Annotated in this window: 21 protein-coding genes, 1 tRNA gene and 1 pseudogene; 12 read left to right on the forward strand and 11 right to left on the reverse strand. The window is 52.3% G+C overall.

What is annotated here, in order from left to right; all coding sequences use genetic code 11:
• Positions 1–265, forward strand: a 265-nt coding sequence (locus B3Z49_RS20135) for a hypothetical protein (protein ID WP_296994203.1), incomplete at its 5' end; no start/stop codon positions are given.
• A 32-nt stretch (positions 266–297) separates the two neighbouring features.
• Here the strand turns inward: B3Z49_RS20135 and B3Z49_RS20140 are convergent.
• The 3 genes from B3Z49_RS20140 to B3Z49_RS20150 form a co-directional block, all read right to left on the reverse strand.
• Complete coding sequence (locus B3Z49_RS20140) at positions 298–1023, reverse strand: type 1 glutamine amidotransferase (RefSeq protein ID WP_296994206.1); 726 nt, start codon at positions 1021–1023, stop codon at positions 298–300.
• A 473-nt stretch (positions 1024–1496) separates the two neighbouring features.
• On the reverse strand, positions 1497–1922 hold the full coding sequence (locus B3Z49_RS20145; protein WP_296994208.1) for a DUF6691 family protein: 426 nt from the start codon (positions 1920–1922) through the stop codon (positions 1497–1499).
• Positions 1922–2356, reverse strand: a complete 435-nt coding sequence (locus B3Z49_RS20150; protein WP_296994326.1) for a YeeE/YedE family protein — start codon at positions 2354–2356, stop codon at positions 1922–1924. Before B3Z49_RS20150 ends, B3Z49_RS20145 begins: the two co-directional genes overlap by 1 nt.
• Positions 2357–2665: 309 nt before the next feature.
• Here B3Z49_RS20150 and B3Z49_RS20155 point away from each other — a divergent pair, with 309 nt between their 5' ends.
• Entirely contained in the window at positions 2666–3640 is a 975-nt protein-coding gene (locus tag B3Z49_RS20155; RefSeq protein ID WP_064780332.1) for a class I SAM-dependent DNA methyltransferase, read from the forward strand.
• A gap of 80 nt (positions 3641–3720) precedes the next feature.
• Here the strand turns inward: B3Z49_RS20155 and B3Z49_RS20160 are convergent, their stop codons facing one another.
• The 3 genes from B3Z49_RS20160 to B3Z49_RS20170 form a co-directional block, all read right to left on the reverse strand.
• Positions 3721–4626 carry a 50S ribosomal protein L11 methyltransferase gene (locus B3Z49_RS20160; RefSeq protein WP_296994214.1) on the reverse strand — a complete coding sequence of 302 codons (906 nt, stop codon included), beginning with the start codon at positions 4624–4626 and terminating at the stop codon, positions 3721–3723.
• A gap of 269 nt (positions 4627–4895) precedes the next feature.
• Complete coding sequence (locus B3Z49_RS20165; RefSeq protein ID WP_008888946.1) at positions 4896–5114, reverse strand: hypothetical protein; 219 nt, start codon at positions 5112–5114, stop codon at positions 4896–4898.
• Positions 5115–5725: 611 nt separating this feature from the next.
• Positions 5726–6514, reverse strand: a complete 789-nt coding sequence (locus B3Z49_RS20170) for a class II aldolase/adducin family protein (protein WP_232308277.1) — start codon at positions 6512–6514, stop codon at positions 5726–5728.
• A 163-nt stretch (positions 6515–6677) separates the two neighbouring features.
• Between B3Z49_RS20170 and B3Z49_RS20175 the strand changes: the two genes are divergently transcribed.
• The 3 genes from B3Z49_RS20175 to B3Z49_RS20185 all read left to right on the forward strand — a co-directional run bounded on the left by B3Z49_RS20175 (position 6678) and on the right by B3Z49_RS20185 (position 9582).
• Positions 6678–7634, forward strand: coding sequence for an NAD(P)-dependent oxidoreductase (locus B3Z49_RS20175; RefSeq protein WP_296994218.1), 957 nt, complete (start codon positions 6678–6680; stop codon positions 7632–7634).
• A gap of 71 nt (positions 7635–7705) precedes the next feature.
• Complete coding sequence (locus B3Z49_RS20180) at positions 7706–8404, forward strand: TetR family transcriptional regulator C-terminal domain-containing protein (RefSeq protein ID WP_296994220.1); 699 nt, start codon at positions 7706–7708, stop codon at positions 8402–8404.
• On the forward strand, positions 8401–9582 hold the full coding sequence (locus tag B3Z49_RS20185) for a pyridoxal phosphate-dependent aminotransferase (RefSeq protein WP_296994223.1): 1182 nt from the start codon (positions 8401–8403) through the stop codon (positions 9580–9582). The genes B3Z49_RS20180 and B3Z49_RS20185 overlap by 4 nt, the downstream gene beginning before the upstream one ends.
• A 73-nt stretch (positions 9583–9655) precedes the next feature.
• On the opposite strand, the gene B3Z49_RS20190 is transcribed toward B3Z49_RS20185, so the two are convergent.
• Genes B3Z49_RS20190 through B3Z49_RS20200 form a run of 3 tightly spaced genes read right to left on the reverse strand, consistent with a single transcriptional unit; the run spans position 9656 to position 12096 of the window.
• Positions 9656–11035, reverse strand: a complete 1380-nt coding sequence (locus tag B3Z49_RS20190; RefSeq protein ID WP_296994226.1) for a hypothetical protein — start codon at positions 11033–11035, stop codon at positions 9656–9658.
• A gap of 3 nt (positions 11036–11038) precedes the next feature.
• Positions 11039–11410 (reverse strand): hypothetical protein, encoded by a 372-nt coding sequence (locus tag B3Z49_RS20195; protein ID WP_296994230.1) that lies wholly within the window; start codon positions 11408–11410, stop codon positions 11039–11041.
• Positions 11407–12096, reverse strand: coding sequence for a hypothetical protein (locus B3Z49_RS20200; RefSeq protein ID WP_296994232.1), 690 nt, complete (start codon positions 12094–12096; stop codon positions 11407–11409). Before B3Z49_RS20200 ends, B3Z49_RS20195 begins: the two co-directional genes overlap by 4 nt.
• 528 nt (positions 12097–12624) lie before the next feature.
• On the opposite strand from B3Z49_RS20200, the gene B3Z49_RS20205 reads away from it, so the two are divergent.
• On the forward strand, positions 12625–13164 hold the full coding sequence (locus B3Z49_RS20205; RefSeq protein WP_296994235.1) for a hypothetical protein: 540 nt from the start codon (positions 12625–12627) through the stop codon (positions 13162–13164).
• Positions 13165–13403: 239 nt separating this feature from the next.
• Here B3Z49_RS20205 and B3Z49_RS20210 read toward each other — a convergent pair whose 3' ends face one another.
• The gene (locus B3Z49_RS20210) at positions 13404–13811 is read right to left on the reverse strand and encodes a hypothetical protein (protein ID WP_296994238.1); all 408 of its coding nucleotides are present in this window, start codon (positions 13809–13811) and stop codon (positions 13404–13406) included.
• A 140-nt stretch (positions 13812–13951) separates the two neighbouring features.
• Between B3Z49_RS20210 and B3Z49_RS20215 the strand changes: the two genes are divergently transcribed.
• The 6 genes and pseudogenes from B3Z49_RS20215 to B3Z49_RS20235 all read left to right on the forward strand — a co-directional run bounded on the left by B3Z49_RS20215 (position 13952) and on the right by B3Z49_RS20235 (position 18566).
• Positions 13952–15178 carry a hypothetical protein gene (locus B3Z49_RS20215; RefSeq protein WP_296994241.1) on the forward strand — a complete coding sequence of 409 codons (1227 nt, stop codon included), beginning with the start codon at positions 13952–13954 and terminating at the stop codon, positions 15176–15178.
• A gap of 98 nt (positions 15179–15276) precedes the next feature.
• On the forward strand, positions 15277–16113 hold the full coding sequence (locus B3Z49_RS20220) for a helix-turn-helix domain-containing protein (RefSeq protein WP_296994244.1): 837 nt from the start codon (positions 15277–15279) through the stop codon (positions 16111–16113).
• 62 nt (positions 16114–16175) lie between these two features.
• A complete protein-coding gene (locus B3Z49_RS20225; protein ID WP_296994247.1) occupies positions 16176–16502 on the forward strand; it encodes a hypothetical protein in 327 nt (108 codons plus the stop codon).
• A complete protein-coding gene (locus B3Z49_RS20230; RefSeq protein WP_296994249.1) occupies positions 16495–17253 on the forward strand; it encodes a helix-turn-helix domain-containing protein in 759 nt (252 codons plus the stop codon). Before B3Z49_RS20225 ends, B3Z49_RS20230 begins: the two co-directional genes overlap by 8 nt.
• Before the next feature lie 72 nt (positions 17254–17325).
• A pseudogene (locus B3Z49_RS22120) lies at positions 17326–17529 on the forward strand (helix-turn-helix domain-containing protein); the annotation flags it as partial.
• A gap of 14 nt (positions 17530–17543) precedes the next feature.
• Positions 17544–18566, forward strand: a complete 1023-nt coding sequence (locus tag B3Z49_RS20235; protein ID WP_296994252.1) for a tyrosine-type recombinase/integrase — start codon at positions 17544–17546, stop codon at positions 18564–18566.
• A 49-nt stretch (positions 18567–18615) separates the two neighbouring features.
• Here B3Z49_RS20235 and B3Z49_RS20240 read toward each other — a convergent pair.
• Positions 18616–18691: transfer RNA gene (locus tag B3Z49_RS20240), tRNA-Ala, on the reverse strand.
• Positions 18692–18881: the final 190 nt, after the last annotated feature.

Here is an 18881-nt window from a genome sequence, read left to right on the forward strand (position 1 = left end):
TATGGTTCAGCAAATGCGTCAGCACATAGGCAAACATGGTCAGGCCGGAATACAGCCGCAGATTCTGGATCATCGCTTCGGGTGCCTATTCTTCATTTGCGCGGTCTCTCGGTGGTCCACACTTGAACGTCGACATTCTGCGGTCGATCACATCATTTTGGTACGTCCATGGTTGAACAGGATCATGCAACACCTTTGGTTGATAAAGTGTTTTGCATCTTCAGGCACGAAAAAAGCCACCAGTATTTCCGGTGGCTTTCTGTGATTTGCTGCGTGATGGCGATATGATCTGCGGCCTTAGGCCGCGGACTTGATACGCTTTCGTGTCATGAACTTCACGAGCGAGCGCGCGAAATCGACACTCGTGATCGGCGTCTCAAGTGACTTCATGGCAGCTTCATGCACATCATCGGGGATCAGGTCATAACGGGCCTGCAAAAGGGCGGTCTCGTATGGTTTCATGAACTCCGGATGCGGCTGGATCGAGGCGGCATTATCGCCATATTGCAAGCCGGCATAGGGGCAGAAGTCGGAACTTGCCCAGACAGTTGCACCCTTTGGTGGCTCAACCACCTGATCCTGATGGAAAGCATTGATGCGGATCTTCGTCGGGCTGTCAGACAGCCAGTCGCTGTTGCGTGCATCAACCGCGTATTCATGTACGCCCACACCCCAACCCTTGTCGGACTTGATGACCTTGCCACCAAGTGCTGTTGCCAGGATCTGATGACCAAAGCAGATACCAAAAACCGGCTGACCGGCAGAAACCGCATCGCGCAGGAAGTCCTGAAGGCGGATCATCCACGGCAAGTTTTCATAAATGCCATGTTTGGACCCCATGATCACCCAGCCATCGGCATCGCGGATTGAGTCCGGAAAAACGTCTTCCAGAACGGTCCAGGTTTCGAACTCCAGACTTGGGTCAACGTCGCCGAGCAGCTTTTCGAGCATCCCGGGGTAGGAGGCGAAATCGTCGCGAAGTTCTTCCGGGGCGAATCCGGTCTCAAGAATGCCGATCTTCATGCAAAAACCTTTATGGACGTCAATGTGGCGCTAAGGGTCAAAACTCATTCACATGATCATCCCGGTCTCCCGGATTTGTGCGGATATGCGGAGCAAAATCGCCGGAAGATCAATATCTTTCAAGATTTTGCGACAAATTAGCCCGTGCAAATCCGGGTGATCCGAAGGACAACTGATATGGGAGAAAGCCTCTGCGTCAAATCCCTTGACCGGGGATCACCCCGCTCTGCGGCATTTTCCTAGCTTTTTCTCTCATATCAGTTGCCGGGCGGCTCATGTGAATGAGTTTTGACCCTTAGCTGAGTTATGGGATTTTAACGCTAAAGACAAGCCCGGTGCTGCGAGATTTTCAGCAAATTTTGACCGGAAATGCGAAACCGCCCGGCGTAAAGCGCGGGCGGTTGCAAAACCTGCGGCCAGCGTCTGGGGGATCAAACCGGCCGCAGATTATCGGGTTCAGTCTTTGGCCGGGTTTATTTGTTAAGACCGATGGCACGGGCACTGCCCATGCCGGCAATCATCGCGACCACAAAAATAATCGTATCGGTATGGCCGAAGGCCAGTGCACTAAGGGCCGGACCCGGGCAATACCCAACCAGTCCCCAGCCGGTACCAAATAACAGGCCACCAACAACCAGTTTGGTGGTGATGGCACGGTTGGTCGGCAGGCTCATCTCGCCGCCACAGACCGCCTCGGTCCGGTTCTTTGCAAACTGGAAGATTGGAATGGCAACCGCCAGCGCACCGCCCATGACGAACGCAAGGCTCGGATCCCAACCACCATCGGCAATCGCCCAGATATCAAGAAAGCCCAGAACCTTTTGCGGGTCGATCATGCCCGAAATGTAAAGGCCAAAGCCGAAAATCGTGCCGCAAATAAGGGAAACAATTATCCGCATCACATGCCTCCCATCAGATGGCGGGTGACAAGAACCGTGACAAAGCCCGCTGCCATAAATGACAGGGTCGCAACCAGCGATCGCAGCGAGAACCGCGACAGGCCGCAAATGCCATGACCACTGGTGCAACCGCTACCAATCGTGGTGCCAAGACCAACCAGAAGACCGGCAATGATGATGACCGGTAATGAGCTTGTCACAACACTCTGGGCTTCGATCTCGGTTGCATTCATCAGGATGAACGGACCAACAATCAGCCCGACGATAAAGGCCAGCCGTTCAAAAACAGCAGAACCACCCTTGGTCGGGGTCAACAGACCGCCAAGAATGCCGCTGATCCCGGCAATTCGCCCATTGAGCAAAAGATAAAGGCCAGAGGCCAGACCAATAAGTCCACCGCCAATCAGGGCGGAAATCGGAGTGAAGTTTTCCATCATTCAATCCATCAAAATCAGAATTTATATTAATGTATGATAATTAATTGATTTTATCAATGGTTCAGTGGAATTTTGTGCCAAATTTCTTTGTAGAAACCGTTGCTAATATCGATGCAGCCGCACGCGAAAGCGCCCAATTATCGGTCAACACCACGTTTGCATTGGTATGCGATTCCCGAAAACATATAAGGTGTTGATTTTTCGATATTTTATCTATCTTGCAAAACACCGAAAATAGGAAGATATAGCAGTATCTTTGGTTGTGGTTTCGGCATGTTGCCCAAACCCCCTTTTCGGATTTCATGCATGAGCAAAGATCGTCTGTCCGCCAGTCGGCGTCTTGATGTCGCATTGGCGCTGGTATCACAGGGTGACTACACCGCTGCGATTGACGTGGCGCGTGCCGCATTGGCCGCTGATAGTGACTGGGACGAAGCCCATTTTACGCTGGGCGACATCTATGAACGTGCCGGTGAAACCGAAAACGCCGTTGAGGCTTTCCGTCAATATCTGATGCTTGATCCCAAGGACCGCATGGGGGCAGAGGTCCGCCTGACATTGCTTGGTGCGGCTGCCCTTCGTGATCGCTTGCCGCCCGATTATGTGCGGGCTCTGTTTGACGATTATGCCCCACGGTTTGAGATCAGCCTGCGGGATCGTTTAGCCTATCGCGGACCGGAGCTTTTGTTCGAAGCCATCCGGACTCATCTACCGGAGATGTTGCGTCCGATGGATGTGCTTGATCTTGGCTGTGGTACCGGGCTTGTGGGCGAAGTGTTCGCTGGTCATGTTGATGCGATTGATGGCATCGACCTGTCGCCGCGCATGATCAACCGCGCACGCGCCAAGGGGCTTTATCGCACCCTTGTCGCTGGCGATATCACCGATATGCCCGCCGATATCGGAACGGATTACAGCGTTGTCATCGCGGCGGACGTTCTGAACTATCTTGGCGATCTGGTGCCAGCCCTTCGCGCCGCCCATGACCGGATGAAGCCCGGCGGGTTGCTGGTATTCACGCTCGAGCACGGCGATAACTTCCCGTTCGATCTGGGCCCCGGGCAACGCTTCCGACATCACCAGCGCGCGATCAGCGAATGGCTGGTCGAATGTGGCTTTAACGTTCTTTCAGACACTTTGGGTGTTCTGCGTCAGGAAAAGGGCAACCCGGTCGAAGGTCGGGTCATCGTCGCACGCGCAAGTGATGCACTGGCGCTGATGGCGGGCGATCTGATCATTCCGGGCGATCCCGATCAGGCCTCGGGTCAAACCCTTCACTGACCTGCAGTTGTGAACTGCTTAATGCAAAACACCCCTTAGCCTGTGGCTGCGGGGTGTTTTTATGTGCCATTGATCTGGTCTTAGACCGGTGTGCCGCGAATGACCGCCACCTCGTGATAAAGCGGCACATTCGGATCATCATTGATCATTTCCTGGGCCTTGGTGGCCGAAAGCGGCTGTTTTCCTTCCGGGTCGCCATAGAATTTGCAGACAAGCTGCTTTTCATATTCGGTCCCGTTCAGCGCCTTTTCCAGTGACACGAAAAACGAAATGTCGGTGCCTGAATGTTGCAGAACGATCTTTGACGCGATCTTTTCGGGTTTGTAGCCGTTGGCCTCAAAGCATTCGCAAATAATCTCGGTGCCAATGCGGCAACCGAAATTCATCACCAGTTCGGCCTTTGGCGCGTGTTCGCGAATACGGCGCATAAGCGCCTCGTTCAGGCCAAGCCCGACCGAGTTGTAGGGGTACTGGTCAAACAGGCTCCATGGATAATAATGCGCGATATGGTCTTCGGCCTCGTCACCGGCCCCTTCGGCCAGTTCGATGGACTGGGCTTCGCGAAAGGCTGTCAGGCGTTCATCACTGGGCTCGCCGACCTGTGGGATGCAGGCAATCACCACATCGGTCATTGCGATTTTTTCGCGTGCCTCATTGGTGTCAACAAGGCTGACACTGCCATGGACAGGTTCGAAATGTTTGGCATGTTCGGGGGAAAGGATTTTGATGTTGCGCTCTGCCAGAACGACAAGGCGGGGATCAAGGTCGCTGCCGTAAACGCGTCTGGCGCCGCAGCTTTGCAAGATAAAGGCGACATTGATGCCAGTACCGACACCGACTTCGTAAACGGTTTTGCCTTTCAGATCAGCGCGCGCCAAGCCTTCCTGGAATGTTTGTGTCCAGGGATCATCGGGATCAAAGGCAAAATCTGGTGTTTCGGGATCACTGGCGTATGGGCTGGATGTCTCGCTGCTCTCTTCTAGCATTGTGCTTCCTGTTTTCTTGCGCATCAGCCGGTCGCGGGACCCCGCAGGCATGGCAAAAAGCGCCATATAATCCGGTGACAAGGCAACCGGATGGTGTTGGCGCGACAAGCCCGCATGAACGGTACCGGGATCGACAAGCCAGTGCCGATGCGCAGCGTTTTATCTTATTCTTGACGCGGTCAGGTGAGCGCGACGTGACGCCATACAGGCATCATGGACGGGAAGATTGCCGGCAATGGCACCGGCATGGGCAGGGCAACAAGCGCCCCTCAGTTTACAGCGGCAAACTGTTTTGCGTCGCTGGCCAACTGAACGTCTTGGGCAAGCGGGCCAAGCGAAACTGCCAGACTTTCACAATTGCAGTCCGCGCCGACCAGAACATTGAGTGGGGATGTGCTGTCTTCACGGCCCACCAACGCCTGCATGATCCGCAGAAGGGTTGGTGCCGGGGACAAACCGTTGCAATCAATTGTGTTCGATACTTGCATGTCGTCTTCTCCTTGTCTGGCAAGCAGGAGCTTCGGCACACCGCCGGGGACGGTTAAGGATGCCGCAGCATGACGTGTTCCCGATGCCCGACAAGATCTGCGGGCAAGCTAACAGAAACACTCTCGACCTTTGCGCGATCCCAGCGTCAAGCCACCACGCGGTGGCATCATCGGAATGACAGAAGGCCCGATCCAAAGACCCGTTCTGTCAGCTGGGCGGTCATAAGGGTCAACTTTTGCAATTAACCCGTTTTGGTCATCAAACTCGTTTCGCATCGCGACTGTCGCGCATCAGCACAAGTTATGATTTTCAATGCGTTGGGATTGGGTGCGCCATCAAAGTGGCTTTCTCCGAACCCCGACCAAAACACACCGGAAAATTCTCCGGCCCGACCTTGTTGAATTCAATCGTAGCAGTCGGCAGGTGGGTGTCAAGGAAGGATTTGATTATCTTTTACGCAATTGGTCGAACAGATTAAATTTTAATCACAAATGTCCCTCTTTCCCACCCACGCATTTGGACAGGTTGGGGGATGGTTCCAGAAATATGAAAACCAGCAAGTATTTACCGCGCTTGCGAAGGGGGAAATGCAGGCTTCTTGCGTGATACCCTAATCTCGGAAACCGGGGTCCAGACGGTCGGCAAGGCGCATTTGCGCCTCCCACTCCAGGGCAACATCACCGTCGTCATAGGCCATCTGGCTGAACTGTTCGGAAACGCGTTTTATCACCGCATCATCAATCTTCCGAAGGGGTCTTCCCATCGCCAGGGTAGACTCCTGAATCTCGCACGCCCGGTTCAGATAAAACATGTTTGAAAACATCTGCCCGGCGGTGGCACCCACGGTCAAAAGACCATGATTGCGCAGAATCAGCGCGATGTTGGCGCCAAGCGCTTCAACGATTCTTTCGCGTTCCTCAAGATCAAGCGCGATGCCCTCATAATCGTGATAGCCGATCTGGCCATAATACTGCAGGGCGATCTGATTAAGCGGCATCAGACCTTCTTCAAGGCAGGAAACGGCAAATCCGGACCGTGTATGGGTATGCATCACCCACGCGGCATCATGGCGACCGATATGTACGGCACTGTGGATGGTAAAGCCTGCCGGGTTCACCCGATAGGGGCTGTCCGCGACCTTGTTGCCGTCGACATCGATCTTCACCAGCGAAGAGGCGGTAATTTCCTCCCACATCAGCCCATAGGGATTGATCAGAAAATGCCCCGGTTCACCAGGTACCCGGGCCGAAATATGGGTATAGATCGTGTCGGTCATTCTGTAATGGGCCGCCAGCCGGTAACAGGCGGCAAGTTCAATGCGGCACTGCTTTTCGCCGTCGCTGATTTGTGGATCACTCATGACGCTGGTCTCGGCGTCCTTCTGTGTCGCGATATGCATGCCGACCTCCATTGAACTGATCAAACGGCTTTACTCTTTGATATACACTTGTTTAACTGAGGATGAAACCAAAGCGCAAATTTTCTTGGTATGGTGCCCGCAAATTGGCTGCGCCAACAGGGATCAGCAGCGCAAAGGAAGATGATGTAAGGGGCTTTGACTGATGGCGGTGGCGGAACCGATTTACGGTGTTCTTCTCAGCGATGCGATGGATCTCAAAAGCTATTATTCGCTTGATTTTGGTGATGCGGCACCCGATGTCTACCTGCTTAACCCCGATGAAGTCACCAACCCCGAGCTTATCCGTTTTGCGGTGTGCTGGCTGCCGGGCCCGGCCGCGTTTTCGCCTTATCCCAATATTGAAATGGCGATGTCGGTCGGGGCTGGCGTGGATGCTTTGCTGAAACATCCGGGCTTGAATGATGACGTCGCGATCTGTCGGGTCCGCGACCCCAATCAGGCGGACCTGATGGCGGGTTATGCGGTGCATGAAGTTGTTCATATCGAACGCGGCTTTGCCAGTATGCAGCAAAGTCAGGCCAACGCCGAATGGGCCCCGCCTGCGATCCGGCCGCCGCGTGATCTCAAGGTCGCTGTGCTTGGTCATGGCTCCATGGGGGCATCTGTTGTCAAAGCCTTGGCTGCCTGTGGATTTAGTGTTTCGGTTGCCTGCCGCCGTGATCCGGCGGACCCCGTCGAAGGTGTGCGCTACTTCACCGGTGACGACTCGGTTCTGCAATCGGTGGCTGGTCAGGATGTGGTGATCAATGTCCTGCCCCTGACGGCCAAGACCGAGAATATCCTCAATGCAGCGCTGTTTTCAAAACTGGCCAAGGGCGCCTGGCTGATTCAGATCGGACGTGGCGAACATCTGGCCGAAGATGACTTTGTTGCCGCCCTCAATAGCGGGCAGCTCAGTGGCGCGACCCTTGATGTGTTTCGCACCGAACCGTTGCCGTCAGGCCATCCGTTCTGGGCCGATCCGCGCCTGCGCATCACGCCGCATATTGCCAGTGATACAACGCCGCGCATTGTCGCCGAACAAGCCCTGCAATCGGCCCGTGAACTGCATGCAGGCAAACCGCTCAGCCTTGCTGTCAGCCGCGGCCAAGGCTACTGAGCGATCTGTTCAACATATCCACACCCGATTGCACGCTTGAAACCCGATCAAAATTATTCAATTGTATAACAATGAGCCGAAAAACATTTCAACGCCTGTCGCTTGATGTCCGCCGTCGCAGTTTGATCGAGGCGACATTGACCTGCATTGCCCGCGACGGGCTGCATGGGGCATCGGTGCGCCGGATCACTGAAGAAGCCGGGGTGACTGTCGGGCTGGTGCGCCACTATTTCGGCAGCAAGGATGACATGATCCGCAATGCCTATGCCTATCTGGTCGGCCAACTGACGGCACAGGCCAGTGAAAGCGCACGTGCCACCGAAGGCACGCCAGAGGCCAAGCTGGCAAGCTTCCTGCGCGCCAATCTGACCAAGCCCAACATGGACGAACAAACCGTCTCACTTTGGGCGACCTTCATCGGCCGGGTGCGTCATGATCCGGACTTTGCCGAAATTCACCGGGATGGCTATCGCGAGTTTCTTAATGTCCTGGAAACCCTGATCGAGCCTGTCCTGATCGATCATGGCTGCCCGCACAGCGTGGCGATTTGCCGCAACCATGCGATTGCACTCAATGGCCTGATTGATGGGCTTTGGATGGAAGGGGCATTGAATTCCGGCTTGTATGCGCAGGATATCCTGCCCGATCTGATTACCGGTGCCGCCGAACGCCTGCTTGAATTGCCCGCCGGTGCGTTGTCCGCACCCGATATTGCCCTTCAATCGGCACGCCACCAGACACACTCCGAACAACAAAGTAAGCCGTCATGAGATATGCCAAGATTACCGAACGTCTTGCCGAGCTGGGTGGGGCCAAATGGGCCGTCCACAACACCGCCCGTGATCGCGAGGCCCAAGGTGTGAAAATTATCGAACTGACAATTGGCGAGCCCGATATTCCCGTCGACCCGGCCCTGATTGACGCGTGCGAAGCCTCCATGCGGCGTGGCCGCACCCATTATTCCAATGGTCGGGGCGAGGTCGGGTTGCTTGATGCGCTGGTGGAAAAATACAAACCCGTCTGGCCGGATGTTACGCCCGAAAACATCCTGTGTTTTCCCGGCACGCAGACCGCCCTTTATACCGTCATGACGGCTCTTGTGGATGCCGGGCAAGGCGTGCTGGTCGGTGATCCCTATTACGCGACCTATGCCGGGGTAATCCGCGCATCGGGCGCAGAACTGCAATCGGTTCCGTTGTCGATCGAGCATGGCTTTATCATGCAGCCGGGTGACCTGCGCGCGGCCATCACCAAGGACAGCCGTGTGTTGCTGCTTAACACGCCACACAATCCGTCCGGCGCGCTGTTGGATCGCGCAACACTGGTCGAACTTGGCAAGATCGCCATCGAACATGATCTGTGGATTGTCTGTGACGAGGTCTATGAGGATCTGGTGTTTGAAGGCACCTTTGCCTCCCCGCTCGAAATCGAAGAGCTGCGTGATCGCACCATCGTCACATCCTCGATCTCGAAAACCTTTGCCGCCACCGGCTTTCGCAGCGGCTGGGCCGTTGGCCCCGAAGAACTCTGCACCAAGGTCCTGCCGATTTCCGAAACCATCCTGTTTGGCAATCAGCCCTTCATCGCCGATGCGACGGAGGTGGCTCTTCGCGGCAATTTCGATACCGCCAAACGCATGTGCAAAAGCTATGCGGCACGCGTTGACATGATCGAAACCGAACTTGCCGGATGCGATGTGCTTAAACCGGGCAAGGTATCCGGCGGCATGTTTGCCATGATTGATGTCGGTGCGACCGGCATGAACGGCGAAGAATTCGCCTGGGCGCTTTTGGATGATCAAAACGTCGCCGTCATGCCCGGCGCATCCTTTGGCGAAAACGCCAAGAACCTGATCCGTGTGGCGCTGACCGTGCCGGATGAGGAGTTACACGAAGCCATTAAACGAATTCACATGTTTGCGGTTTCGGGGTGCAAGGTAGCGACTTGATCGTCGTTGATCTTAATGTCTCAAAGAGCGGTAACAAGGGCAGCTTATCTGCTGTTTGAAGGTTTGCCCTTTCTCAGAAAAAACTGTCGTGAAAAAAAAATTTATGATCACGACTATTTTGAATTGCTGAAATAATTGTTTGTTCATAATCGTTGTCATCCAAAGAGCCGAAACCATATGTTAGGATATGCATGGTGGATCCGAGTACGTCGAGTAGTATCCAATCGTCATGGTTAAGAGTGCGAATTCCTGAAGTTAAATAATCGTGATTAGAGCTAGAACTTCGTGTCCGGACCAAAACGCTAGGCAAATATCCATCACGTATTGCCCAAGGGTAGTGATTGAGGTTGAAGTACAGATCTGGTAATTCTTCAATTATGTTTTGCATTAATTGGAATGAATCACGTAAACCCTCAAATGATTTTGCTAGCAATGAGTTCGAATCTTTTGGTATGCTTGCAAGCCGTTTTTCGGAAATGCTACTGTAATATTTGGCCATTTCCATGGGGAGGATTAGCCCCCATTCATTGCAAAAAGTTTTTATCGCGGTTGAGGTCTCTTCGATTCCCACATATCCAGACTTTCGGCTCAGGCATTCTACAATCCCTTGGAATATGATGCATGGGTGAATGGATAGTGACATATTCCCTTTATTGGGTTTCATTGCCATTAATGATGCCCAAATTATGTAGTTAATCGCCTTGGTTTCGATTCCCGTTATTCCGTCCGCTGAAAGGTGGTCCACTACGCTTGTTCTACATTTAAGGTATTTTTTGGCAGCAGGGCTTTTTGCAATCAGTGCATAGCAATGTTCTGCTGCTTCTCTTCCCAAAATATCATGAATAAATTCGATCTGCGCGTTAACGGCGCTGGTCTCAAGTAAATCAGTTATGCTCAGCGACGCTGGCCTGTCCAATGGTGTTTGGTACTTCTGAATCTCAGATATTCTCTCCTTATATCGAATGCAAACTGTGCGAGCATCTTGACTTAAGCCTGCCCAGTTGTCAGTTGACGGTAGAGGGACGGGTATTGGTTGCCCGGTCTTTACCTGCCAGTCTTTAAGTTCATTCAAAATAGCTGCAGAGTTTTGGTAACTGTTTGCAAGGGTAAACAGTATGTCTTGTCCATAGCATGTAGCCATCAAGTCATGCGCATGTCTAAGCTCATGGAAAAAACCAGATAAATACAAAATAAAAAGATCGTATTGTTTTTTACTGGTATCTAGTGCAATGACTTGATCCGAATAATCTCGAATCACGTCATCCCAGTCGTCACGTTTAATATGTGTGTTGAGGCGTTCGGGCGTCTGAATGCCTAGTATATGTCTTACCTTATGCTCGACCTCACTTTCCATCTTCCCATGTGAGTTTTCATTAAAATTTAGAAAGATGGAGAGAGTATTTTGTGAGGCGCGCCCAAAGAATGACGACTCGTTCAGCGTAAAAACACTCATTTCTCAATTGTTCCGAAGCTCTTTTTCAATAATTTTTAGAGTTTCAGGATTGCTCTTATTGAAGAGAACACGCTTCCCGTTGGAGAAACGTACTTCCATTTCGAATTCTTTATCTTTCCTGCCGTGCTTCTTAAATTTATCGTACAGGTAATTTGTAATGAGGCCCATGGCCACGGTATCTGCATGAGGTGCAAGTATTGTAAATGCTTGCCAAACTAGATCGCCTGCTTGCGAGAGATCAAAGGCCAGGGAGGTTTCTGATTTCACTGCTGTTTTTATTTCTACAGCGATTTCGACATTAGGTTCAGATGACGGGACAGAGGTGTCAGCATCTTGAGGTACTAATATAGCAAAATACACCGTCTCTTTTTTCATTGAGCACCCTCGTAATTTTGTTTCCATTTTATACGTACTTGTTTAGCTAGGTCGGGATGTCCTAGCTTTGAAAGCTTCGTGGAAAAATTGATTGTCTCTTCAAGTGACAGTTTCTCAAGAATCTCACAAATAAAATATTTAAAGTTGTTTACTCCGTTTATGACGCGTGCATGAACCTCTCTTACGACCTCCCCTGTGATTGTAGTGCGTTTCATCATTTCACTGCAGAGGTATATCTGAAGATCGGAAGAAAGAAGTTTCCCACGCATTTTTATCAACATTTCGTAATGGAAAGTCACATCCTCTGCAGGGACCTCTGAGCTCAGAAGCAATGCCAAATGAGCAGCTGCGCCAGTATCTTCACCTTCGCGTGATTTTGAACTGAGAACGTGATTGTAAATACTCGTTGCTTCTTGCATTAGACCTTCAGTTTCCAGAAAATTTGCAAAGATAACTAAGTTGGAGAGAATTAGAGTACGGCTATTTGATGAGTAGGCGGCTTCAACAATTAAGCCCATTAATTTAGAACGAATCTTTGGTTTGTTTTCATAGGCGCCTTCCTTGGCTATATTACCTAACTTAAAGGCAATCCAAGGCGTTATCGGCCAAAAGAGTTCGATTGCAGAAAGACGAGCATCGGCGTGGTTTGCTTCTAAAGCATTCAGCAAGTCGTCGAGGACTTGCATTTCGTTCGCTTTGTCTAGAGGTTTAGGGGGATGTGATGTTCTTAAGTTTATGGATCGGCTTTTTATCGACATTGCTTAAACCTTTGAACAATCTTCAATTTGCCAGTCAAATACTTCCTGAGAACAAAACACAATACCGTAAAGCGCGAAAACTGCCAAAATAAAACATCTTTTGGTTTTATTGATTGAGTCAAGGGATACTTGGCTCAAGGGCGCTTGTCCTGCTCAATCTGATGGATGAGGTTTGCTAAGGTATAGTATAGGAGGGCCGAATTGGTCCGAATCATCCTAAAACGACAAAACCCGTCGCCAAAGGCAACGGGTTTTGAATGGTGGAGCCGATCAGGATCGAACTGACGACCTCTACAATGCCATAAAACAGAAAGCCCAGCAAATCAGCGGGCTTGAGGCAAAAACTGGCGGAAAGCCGGTTCCAGTAAAATCAACAACTTACGGACCTTGCGAAATCGTTTTGTGTGCATGCTCACGAAACGGTCGATTGGTGTTATCCGCTTGGAGGGTTTTGCCATGACCTCCAAACGGGTGAACTATGAAGGTGGCCGGATTTCGATAGAGCGGGTTGCCGGTGCGATAACGGAATACGTTCTGTCTATCCATTTGACGCAACAGGAACTGGCAGAGTTGCTTGGCTCTGTTGTCAATGTCCGTACCTTAACGACACAGGCCCAGAGGGCGCAAAAACGGGCGATCCAGAAGGAAGAGAAAGCCCGCAAGGAAGCAACCGATAAGCAAAAGTCTGAGTTTCTTGAGCTTGGCCGTGCCCTTGTTCGCGATCATGATCGACATCACGCACGTGGGTTGTCGTATGGCGAAATCCTCAGAAAGCTAGTTCGTGATTATGGTGTGTCACAGCAGCGCGCCATTTCACTGATCACGTTTGCCAGAAAACAGGATCGGCAAGAGCGTGATAGCCACATCATCAGCCTTTTCAACGAAGGGACCAGCAAGGCGGAGATTGCCCGTCAGGTTGGTTGTTCTGCGCCGACTGTAACGAACGTAATTGCTGTTCATAAGCGCCGCCAGTTGCAGCTTGGAGGTGCCAAATGATCCGCACCACCGTTGCTTATTCGTTCCATCAGGTGACCGGAGCCGGGTCAAGAGGCTTCTCGGGAGACCGCGCTTTAGCGCGGCGGAAGCCTCTTGACGCGGTTGCGGTTGCCATAGCGTCCCGCATGGGTGGCAGGAAAGAACACGAAGCGAAGCGCAGTGTTCCTTCTCCTGCAACCCTGCCCGTTGGCGAAACGCGGGGGTTCGGGGGCAAGGCCCCCGAGTGCTTAGACAGAGATTTAGGAGCTTTTGAGGCCATTCTGAGAAGGTTCATCGGGGTCCTGTGTGTCGGGAAGTTGCAAAGGCACCGTAAACTGAACCCTGTTGGCGGAAGTTGCTGTTGTTTCCGAATTAATAGTTCCGTCGGCTTTCAAGAAGGAAACAACCTTAATTCCTGCGCCTACGGCAGAGTTGCTTGTGTCAGCGGCACTAACAGCAACATCGAAACTGACGGGCATGATCAGATCGTAGCGGTCTTTATCTGCGTTAAATTTACCCACGAAGAAATGATCATGAGCCTGGGCTTTGGAATGCAAGAGAGAAGGATTAGGGCTTGCGCCAGTGTTTCCCCGTTCATTCGCAAATTCGGACATCGCGTCAACTATTTCGGTAAGCGTCTCTTTCACAAAATCTTTCAACGTAAGCATTTGGGTGCCTTTGCCAGTGGGTTGCAACTCAGCCAGTGGATACTTGTGCAAAGTGTATCGGTGGCGATTGGCCGCGCCCAGAGAAATGTCCGGGGGGCGGTTTTTGTATCACGCCCCCCGCTGGTGACAGGGGGTAAGATATGGAACTGATTTATGCAGGCTTTGACGGCCTTGACGTGACGTTTAAGGGGTCCATTCCGCTCAGTGCGGTTGATGTGCTTGAGGCCGGTAAAGAGGTCGCACAGGAGCTCAAAGAGCGCCAGTATGTCGAAATAGGCGATTTCAAGGGGCATGTCGGCCCTACGGGCCTTCGCGATGGTGGTTATTCCTACATCGTTGATACAGGCGATTTGGGCTTTACGTGGTTCATCTCAAAATCACAGCGCAAAGAAAACTGGGGTCTCCGCGTTTCCTGCAAAAGCGCAACTTTGGCAGCGTTCGGGTTCGAGCAAACCGTTGCCCGGATGTATGGCGAACTGGAGGCAATTGGCGCGACGGTTCTTGAGGAATCGATTGGCCGTGTTGATTTCGCGATGGATTGGCGGGTTTCCGGTGATTTTCGGATCGATCCAGACCGCTTTTCAATGCACGGGACAACGACGCTGGGCCAAAGCGGCGATGAATGGAACCAAGCATGGCGCGGGCAACGTTGCACCGGTTTCACGATTGGTAAGATGCCCGGTCGCCAGATTTGCATCTATGACAAACGCCTTGAGGTGGTGAAGACGCAAAAGGCTCATTGGTGGTCTATCTGGGGCATTGACCGCGACGAACTGGATAGGGCGGAAGATCAGATTTGGCGGCTCGAAATCCGCGCTGGTAAAAAGCACCTCAAGGAACATTGGGGCATTAGCCGCTGGGCTGATTTGCGCAAGGCACTAGGCGATATCTTCGAAGATGCTTTGGTGCAGGTCCGTTACAAATCCCGCCCTTGGGAAGACAACGAAAACGTTTCCCGCATTGAAGATGATGAATTCTGGCTGGCCGCGAAGGATTGCATAACCCGCGATCTGTCCGACTGGTCAAGCAATGCCACACCGGGCGTTATCAAACAGGTCATGGAAGATCAGCAGCGCCAGACCATCACGGCGCAACTTGTCGGCCTGTCCGCAAATCTGGCTGTCCTGAGCGGCATGGATGAAGACGAAATTTCGGCCGATCTGCCCAGCCAAATAGCGACCTTGATCACGCAGCATGTGCGTGGGCCAAAGGCCAAAGACTTCAAACGAAAAATGCGAAAGGTCACGCGACGATACGAGATCATCGACAGCGATGGTGTCGTGCGTGGTGGCCGTTCGGATACGCGATACGGGCAATGCCCGGACAAGGTTCCCGAAGTGGTTTCGGGAAGTCCCGCAGGTGCATAGAGCACACGGGATCAAACTGCCGGGGAATGTCCCCGGGAAACTCCCATGCCCTACGTTAACGTTACGTAGGAAGGTGGGATACAGGAAAGGAAACCAGAATGGTTAAACAAGTTCGTGATCTACCGGAAAATGATGCCATCGTAACGATGGGTGCAAAGCTGCGTGCTGCGCGTGATGAACTCGGTTTTTCCCGTGCCAAGGTACAGGAAGAAACCGGCATTCCTGCCAAGACGCTTGAGCATTACGAAGCCGGATCGTCGGAGCCGACGCTGACCCGTCTCAAGGCACTCTGTGATTTGTACAAACTGCCTTTCGGTGAAATGGCAGGGGCCGAGGAAGCGCCCAAGGAAAGCTCCAAAGAGCCTGTTGGGGGAACTCCCATAGAAGAACAATCAGTTCCAAAGGAAGTTGACGGGGAATTGCCGGTTGTTGAGGCATTGCTTGAAGAGTTGGCTGCGTTTCGAGTTGCCGGGTTCGATGGTTCGCAGCGTCGCGCCATGGCTCTGGTAAGCGAATTGAATGCAACAATGAAACGTCTTGAAAGTGACGAACTGGAAGCGTTGGCCGAGACACGAGGCCTGTTTGAAGGTGATCGCCCTACCGCAGACGGTATTTTCGGCCTGTTTGTCGAGGATGTCGACGAAGCGCAGCGTTTCTGTGGTTTGGTTGAAGAGCGCATTATTGATACGGCAATTCTGGGGGCTGATCTTTACGCCATCGACCGGGAAGCATTGATCACAGTTGCCGACGACATCAAAGACGAATTCAACATTGAAGAGCCGCGCTATCTCGGCTGGTCCGATTGCTGGGGCGATTACGCCGAGTTCGTGCCTCTTATCCGTGAACCTCTGCGCAAGCTGGCCTTGATGGGAAAGGGTGTCGATTTCGCCGATCCGGGGCAATTCCCGGCTCGGGAACTGGAAGTTGCGGCCTGATCGCATAACGGCGCGGGTGATCCAATGCCCGCGCCACTCAATCAAATCGAGGAGTTAAAACGATGAATGCACCTATGAGCAAAACCGCGATCAGACAGCAAGAACACCGTCAAAAAACGACATTTGGTGTGGCTGGAATGATGTTCTGTGATGTGGTCGATCATGATCAGATTGTCGTGGCCAGGGCGATCTTACGGGCCGCGCAGCAAGTTGCGGAGTATGCGGATATAGACGCGATAGATTTTTTGACCGATGCGATAACGGCCCGTGCGGTGGACTATGCAAAGCGGGGTTTCATTAATGCAGATCAGGCAGAGGCAGCAACATTGCCGCTAAGTTTCTTTGCAGACCAGTATCTTGGCGAACAGGAGGAGCGGCGCAGTGTTTAACGCAGGGATCGGACAAATGGGGCTTTCGTTTGCCAGTTGGCAATCTATGCGAGAAATGCCGTTGACAAAATTGGTCAAATTCGGCACCTTCAAAAAGGTAATGAATTTACACCATGTTGAGGTTTCGATGTCGCGGCGTAAGAATGCTCAAATTCCATTGGGTGAACTGCTCACCAAGGCTCGCTTAGAGCAGGGTCTGAGCCGTGCACACGTTGCGAAAGAAGCAGGTGTTAGCGAGAACTCGCTAGTTCGTTATGAAAAGGCTGGTTTGGAAGATGACGGACAGTTTCCGCCAAGTCCAAAGTTGGCGGCTCTGTGCTTTTCGTTGGAGATCAGTCCTTTGACTGCTCTTCTAAGCTGCTTGGGCGAGGAAGAGTATAAAGACTATTACATGAAGACACATGAGGATTGGCTTATGGATCATCCAGCTCATAACTATGTGTCGGAACAATGGTTTGCTTTGCTACGGGATAATCATTTATTGCGCGAAACTGTCCGTGTGTTTGTGGACCCCGACAAAGCAAAAGAGAAGTTTGGTTCCGATGGTGTGGAATGGATTAAAGAGGAGGCAAAAAAGGTAATCGAAGCAGAGGATGCATTTGAGCAGAAAATGCTGGAACGAAAAGTTTTCCAGCCAAATATGCACGGGATGGGCATACCGGGGCCCGTTCGTAGTTCTGAGGAGGACCCTTACGACTATGCAGCACAAAGTCATGACTACACCGGTAAGAAAAACGGCCCGGATGGATGATCCGAGCCGCTTCTAATCTGTCAACCACTCAAGCTGTTGGAGCAGCTTGAACCAACCCAAAAGGATTAATTCGTGAGTAGTCTCAACACCCATGATCCTAACGTTTCCAGAATAACAGCGCAAGCACTTGATAAGCTATTGACCTTGCATGAGGTCGCAGTCCGTCTCGGTGTTTGCTACGAAACGGCACGGCAGTTGGTAAATCGGGGCGAGATGACCTGCATCCGTCGTCCCGGTTGCACCATCCGTGTGCCTGCATCGTCCCTGTCCGAATATCTGGAGCGTTACACATGCCCCGCAAGGAAGAACCACCCCGCCTCGTCAAGCTCAAGAACCGCGAAAACTGGTATATCCGATATCGGGGTGAAGCACAGTCTACGGGCACAACAGATCGCACGGAGGCTGAGCAATGCTTGATAGAGGTCATCAACAAGCTCGAAGCCCCGGCCAGCCATGCAACCGTATCGGAGCTGCTGGAAAAGCGGTTGGCGGACATTCAGGCCAAGGGACGCGCACGGGCAGAAAACACGCCCTACTATCACAAGCCTCTGCACGAGCACTTCGGCAAGCTATTGCCGGAGCAGATCACATCCAGCCGGGTCTACGCCTATTGGAAGAAAAGGGAACACCGTCCCGGCGGTTTGCGGGCGGAGCTCATCGAGCTCCGCACCACCTTGAGCCACGCTTTGAAAAAAGGCTGGATCGAATCGGTGCCGGAAATCGATATTCCTCGCAAGGCTCCTCCTCGCGAAAAGTGGTTAAAGCAGGAGGAAGCCTATCGGTTGCTGGAGGCTGCAGGGCCGCAGCATTTGAAGGTTTTCATTCTGATTGCCATGTCAACCGCAGCCCGGAAATCGGCAATTCTGCAACTCACATGGGATCGGGTAAATTTGGATCGCCCGCACATCGACTTTCAGGACCCGGACAAGGAAATTACCGGGAAGCGCCGAACGGTCGTTCCGATCAGCTCGGCCACGGCAAAGATGCTTTCCGACGTAAAGCGGTTTGCGCAGACGCCCTATGTGGTCGAGTACAACGGAAAACCGTTGGCCGATATCAAGAAGTCATTTCGACAGGCATGTGTGAATGCGGGGCTCGATCCGGTATCGCCGCACGTTCTGAAGCACTCGGTAATTTCGTGGTTGGCAATGGCCGGACATTCAATCGATCAGATTTCGGATATGACTGCGACAACACGGGAAACCGTGACGCGGGTGTATCGGAAATGGTCGCCGGAATATCTGTCTTCGCTGGCCGAAACGCTGGCTCCGAGGGCGGATATCGTGAGCATGTTCACGAAACCGGCAAATTGAGCAAACCCGGAAACAACAAAACCCGTCGCAGAAAGCAACGGGTTTTGAATGGTGGAGCCGATCAGGATCGAACTGACGACCTCTACAATGCCATTGTAGCGCTCTCCCAACTGAGCTACGGCCCCACTTTGTCCGCGACGCAGTCTGATGAAACAGGCTCTGCGGCGCGGCGCATATTTAGAAGGTTCGCCAAATGTTGGCAAGACCCTTTTTCAAAATTTCTTAGCGATCATCGTCGTCTGATTCGACATGCTCATAGACTTCGCCAAGATCATCATCATCTTCGCCAAGATCAGAAGCATCTTCGAGAATATC

This window comes from Thalassospira sp. UBA1131 (assembly GCF_002311515.1).
Taxonomy (GTDB): Bacteria; Pseudomonadota; Alphaproteobacteria; order Rhodospirillales; family Thalassospiraceae; genus Thalassospira.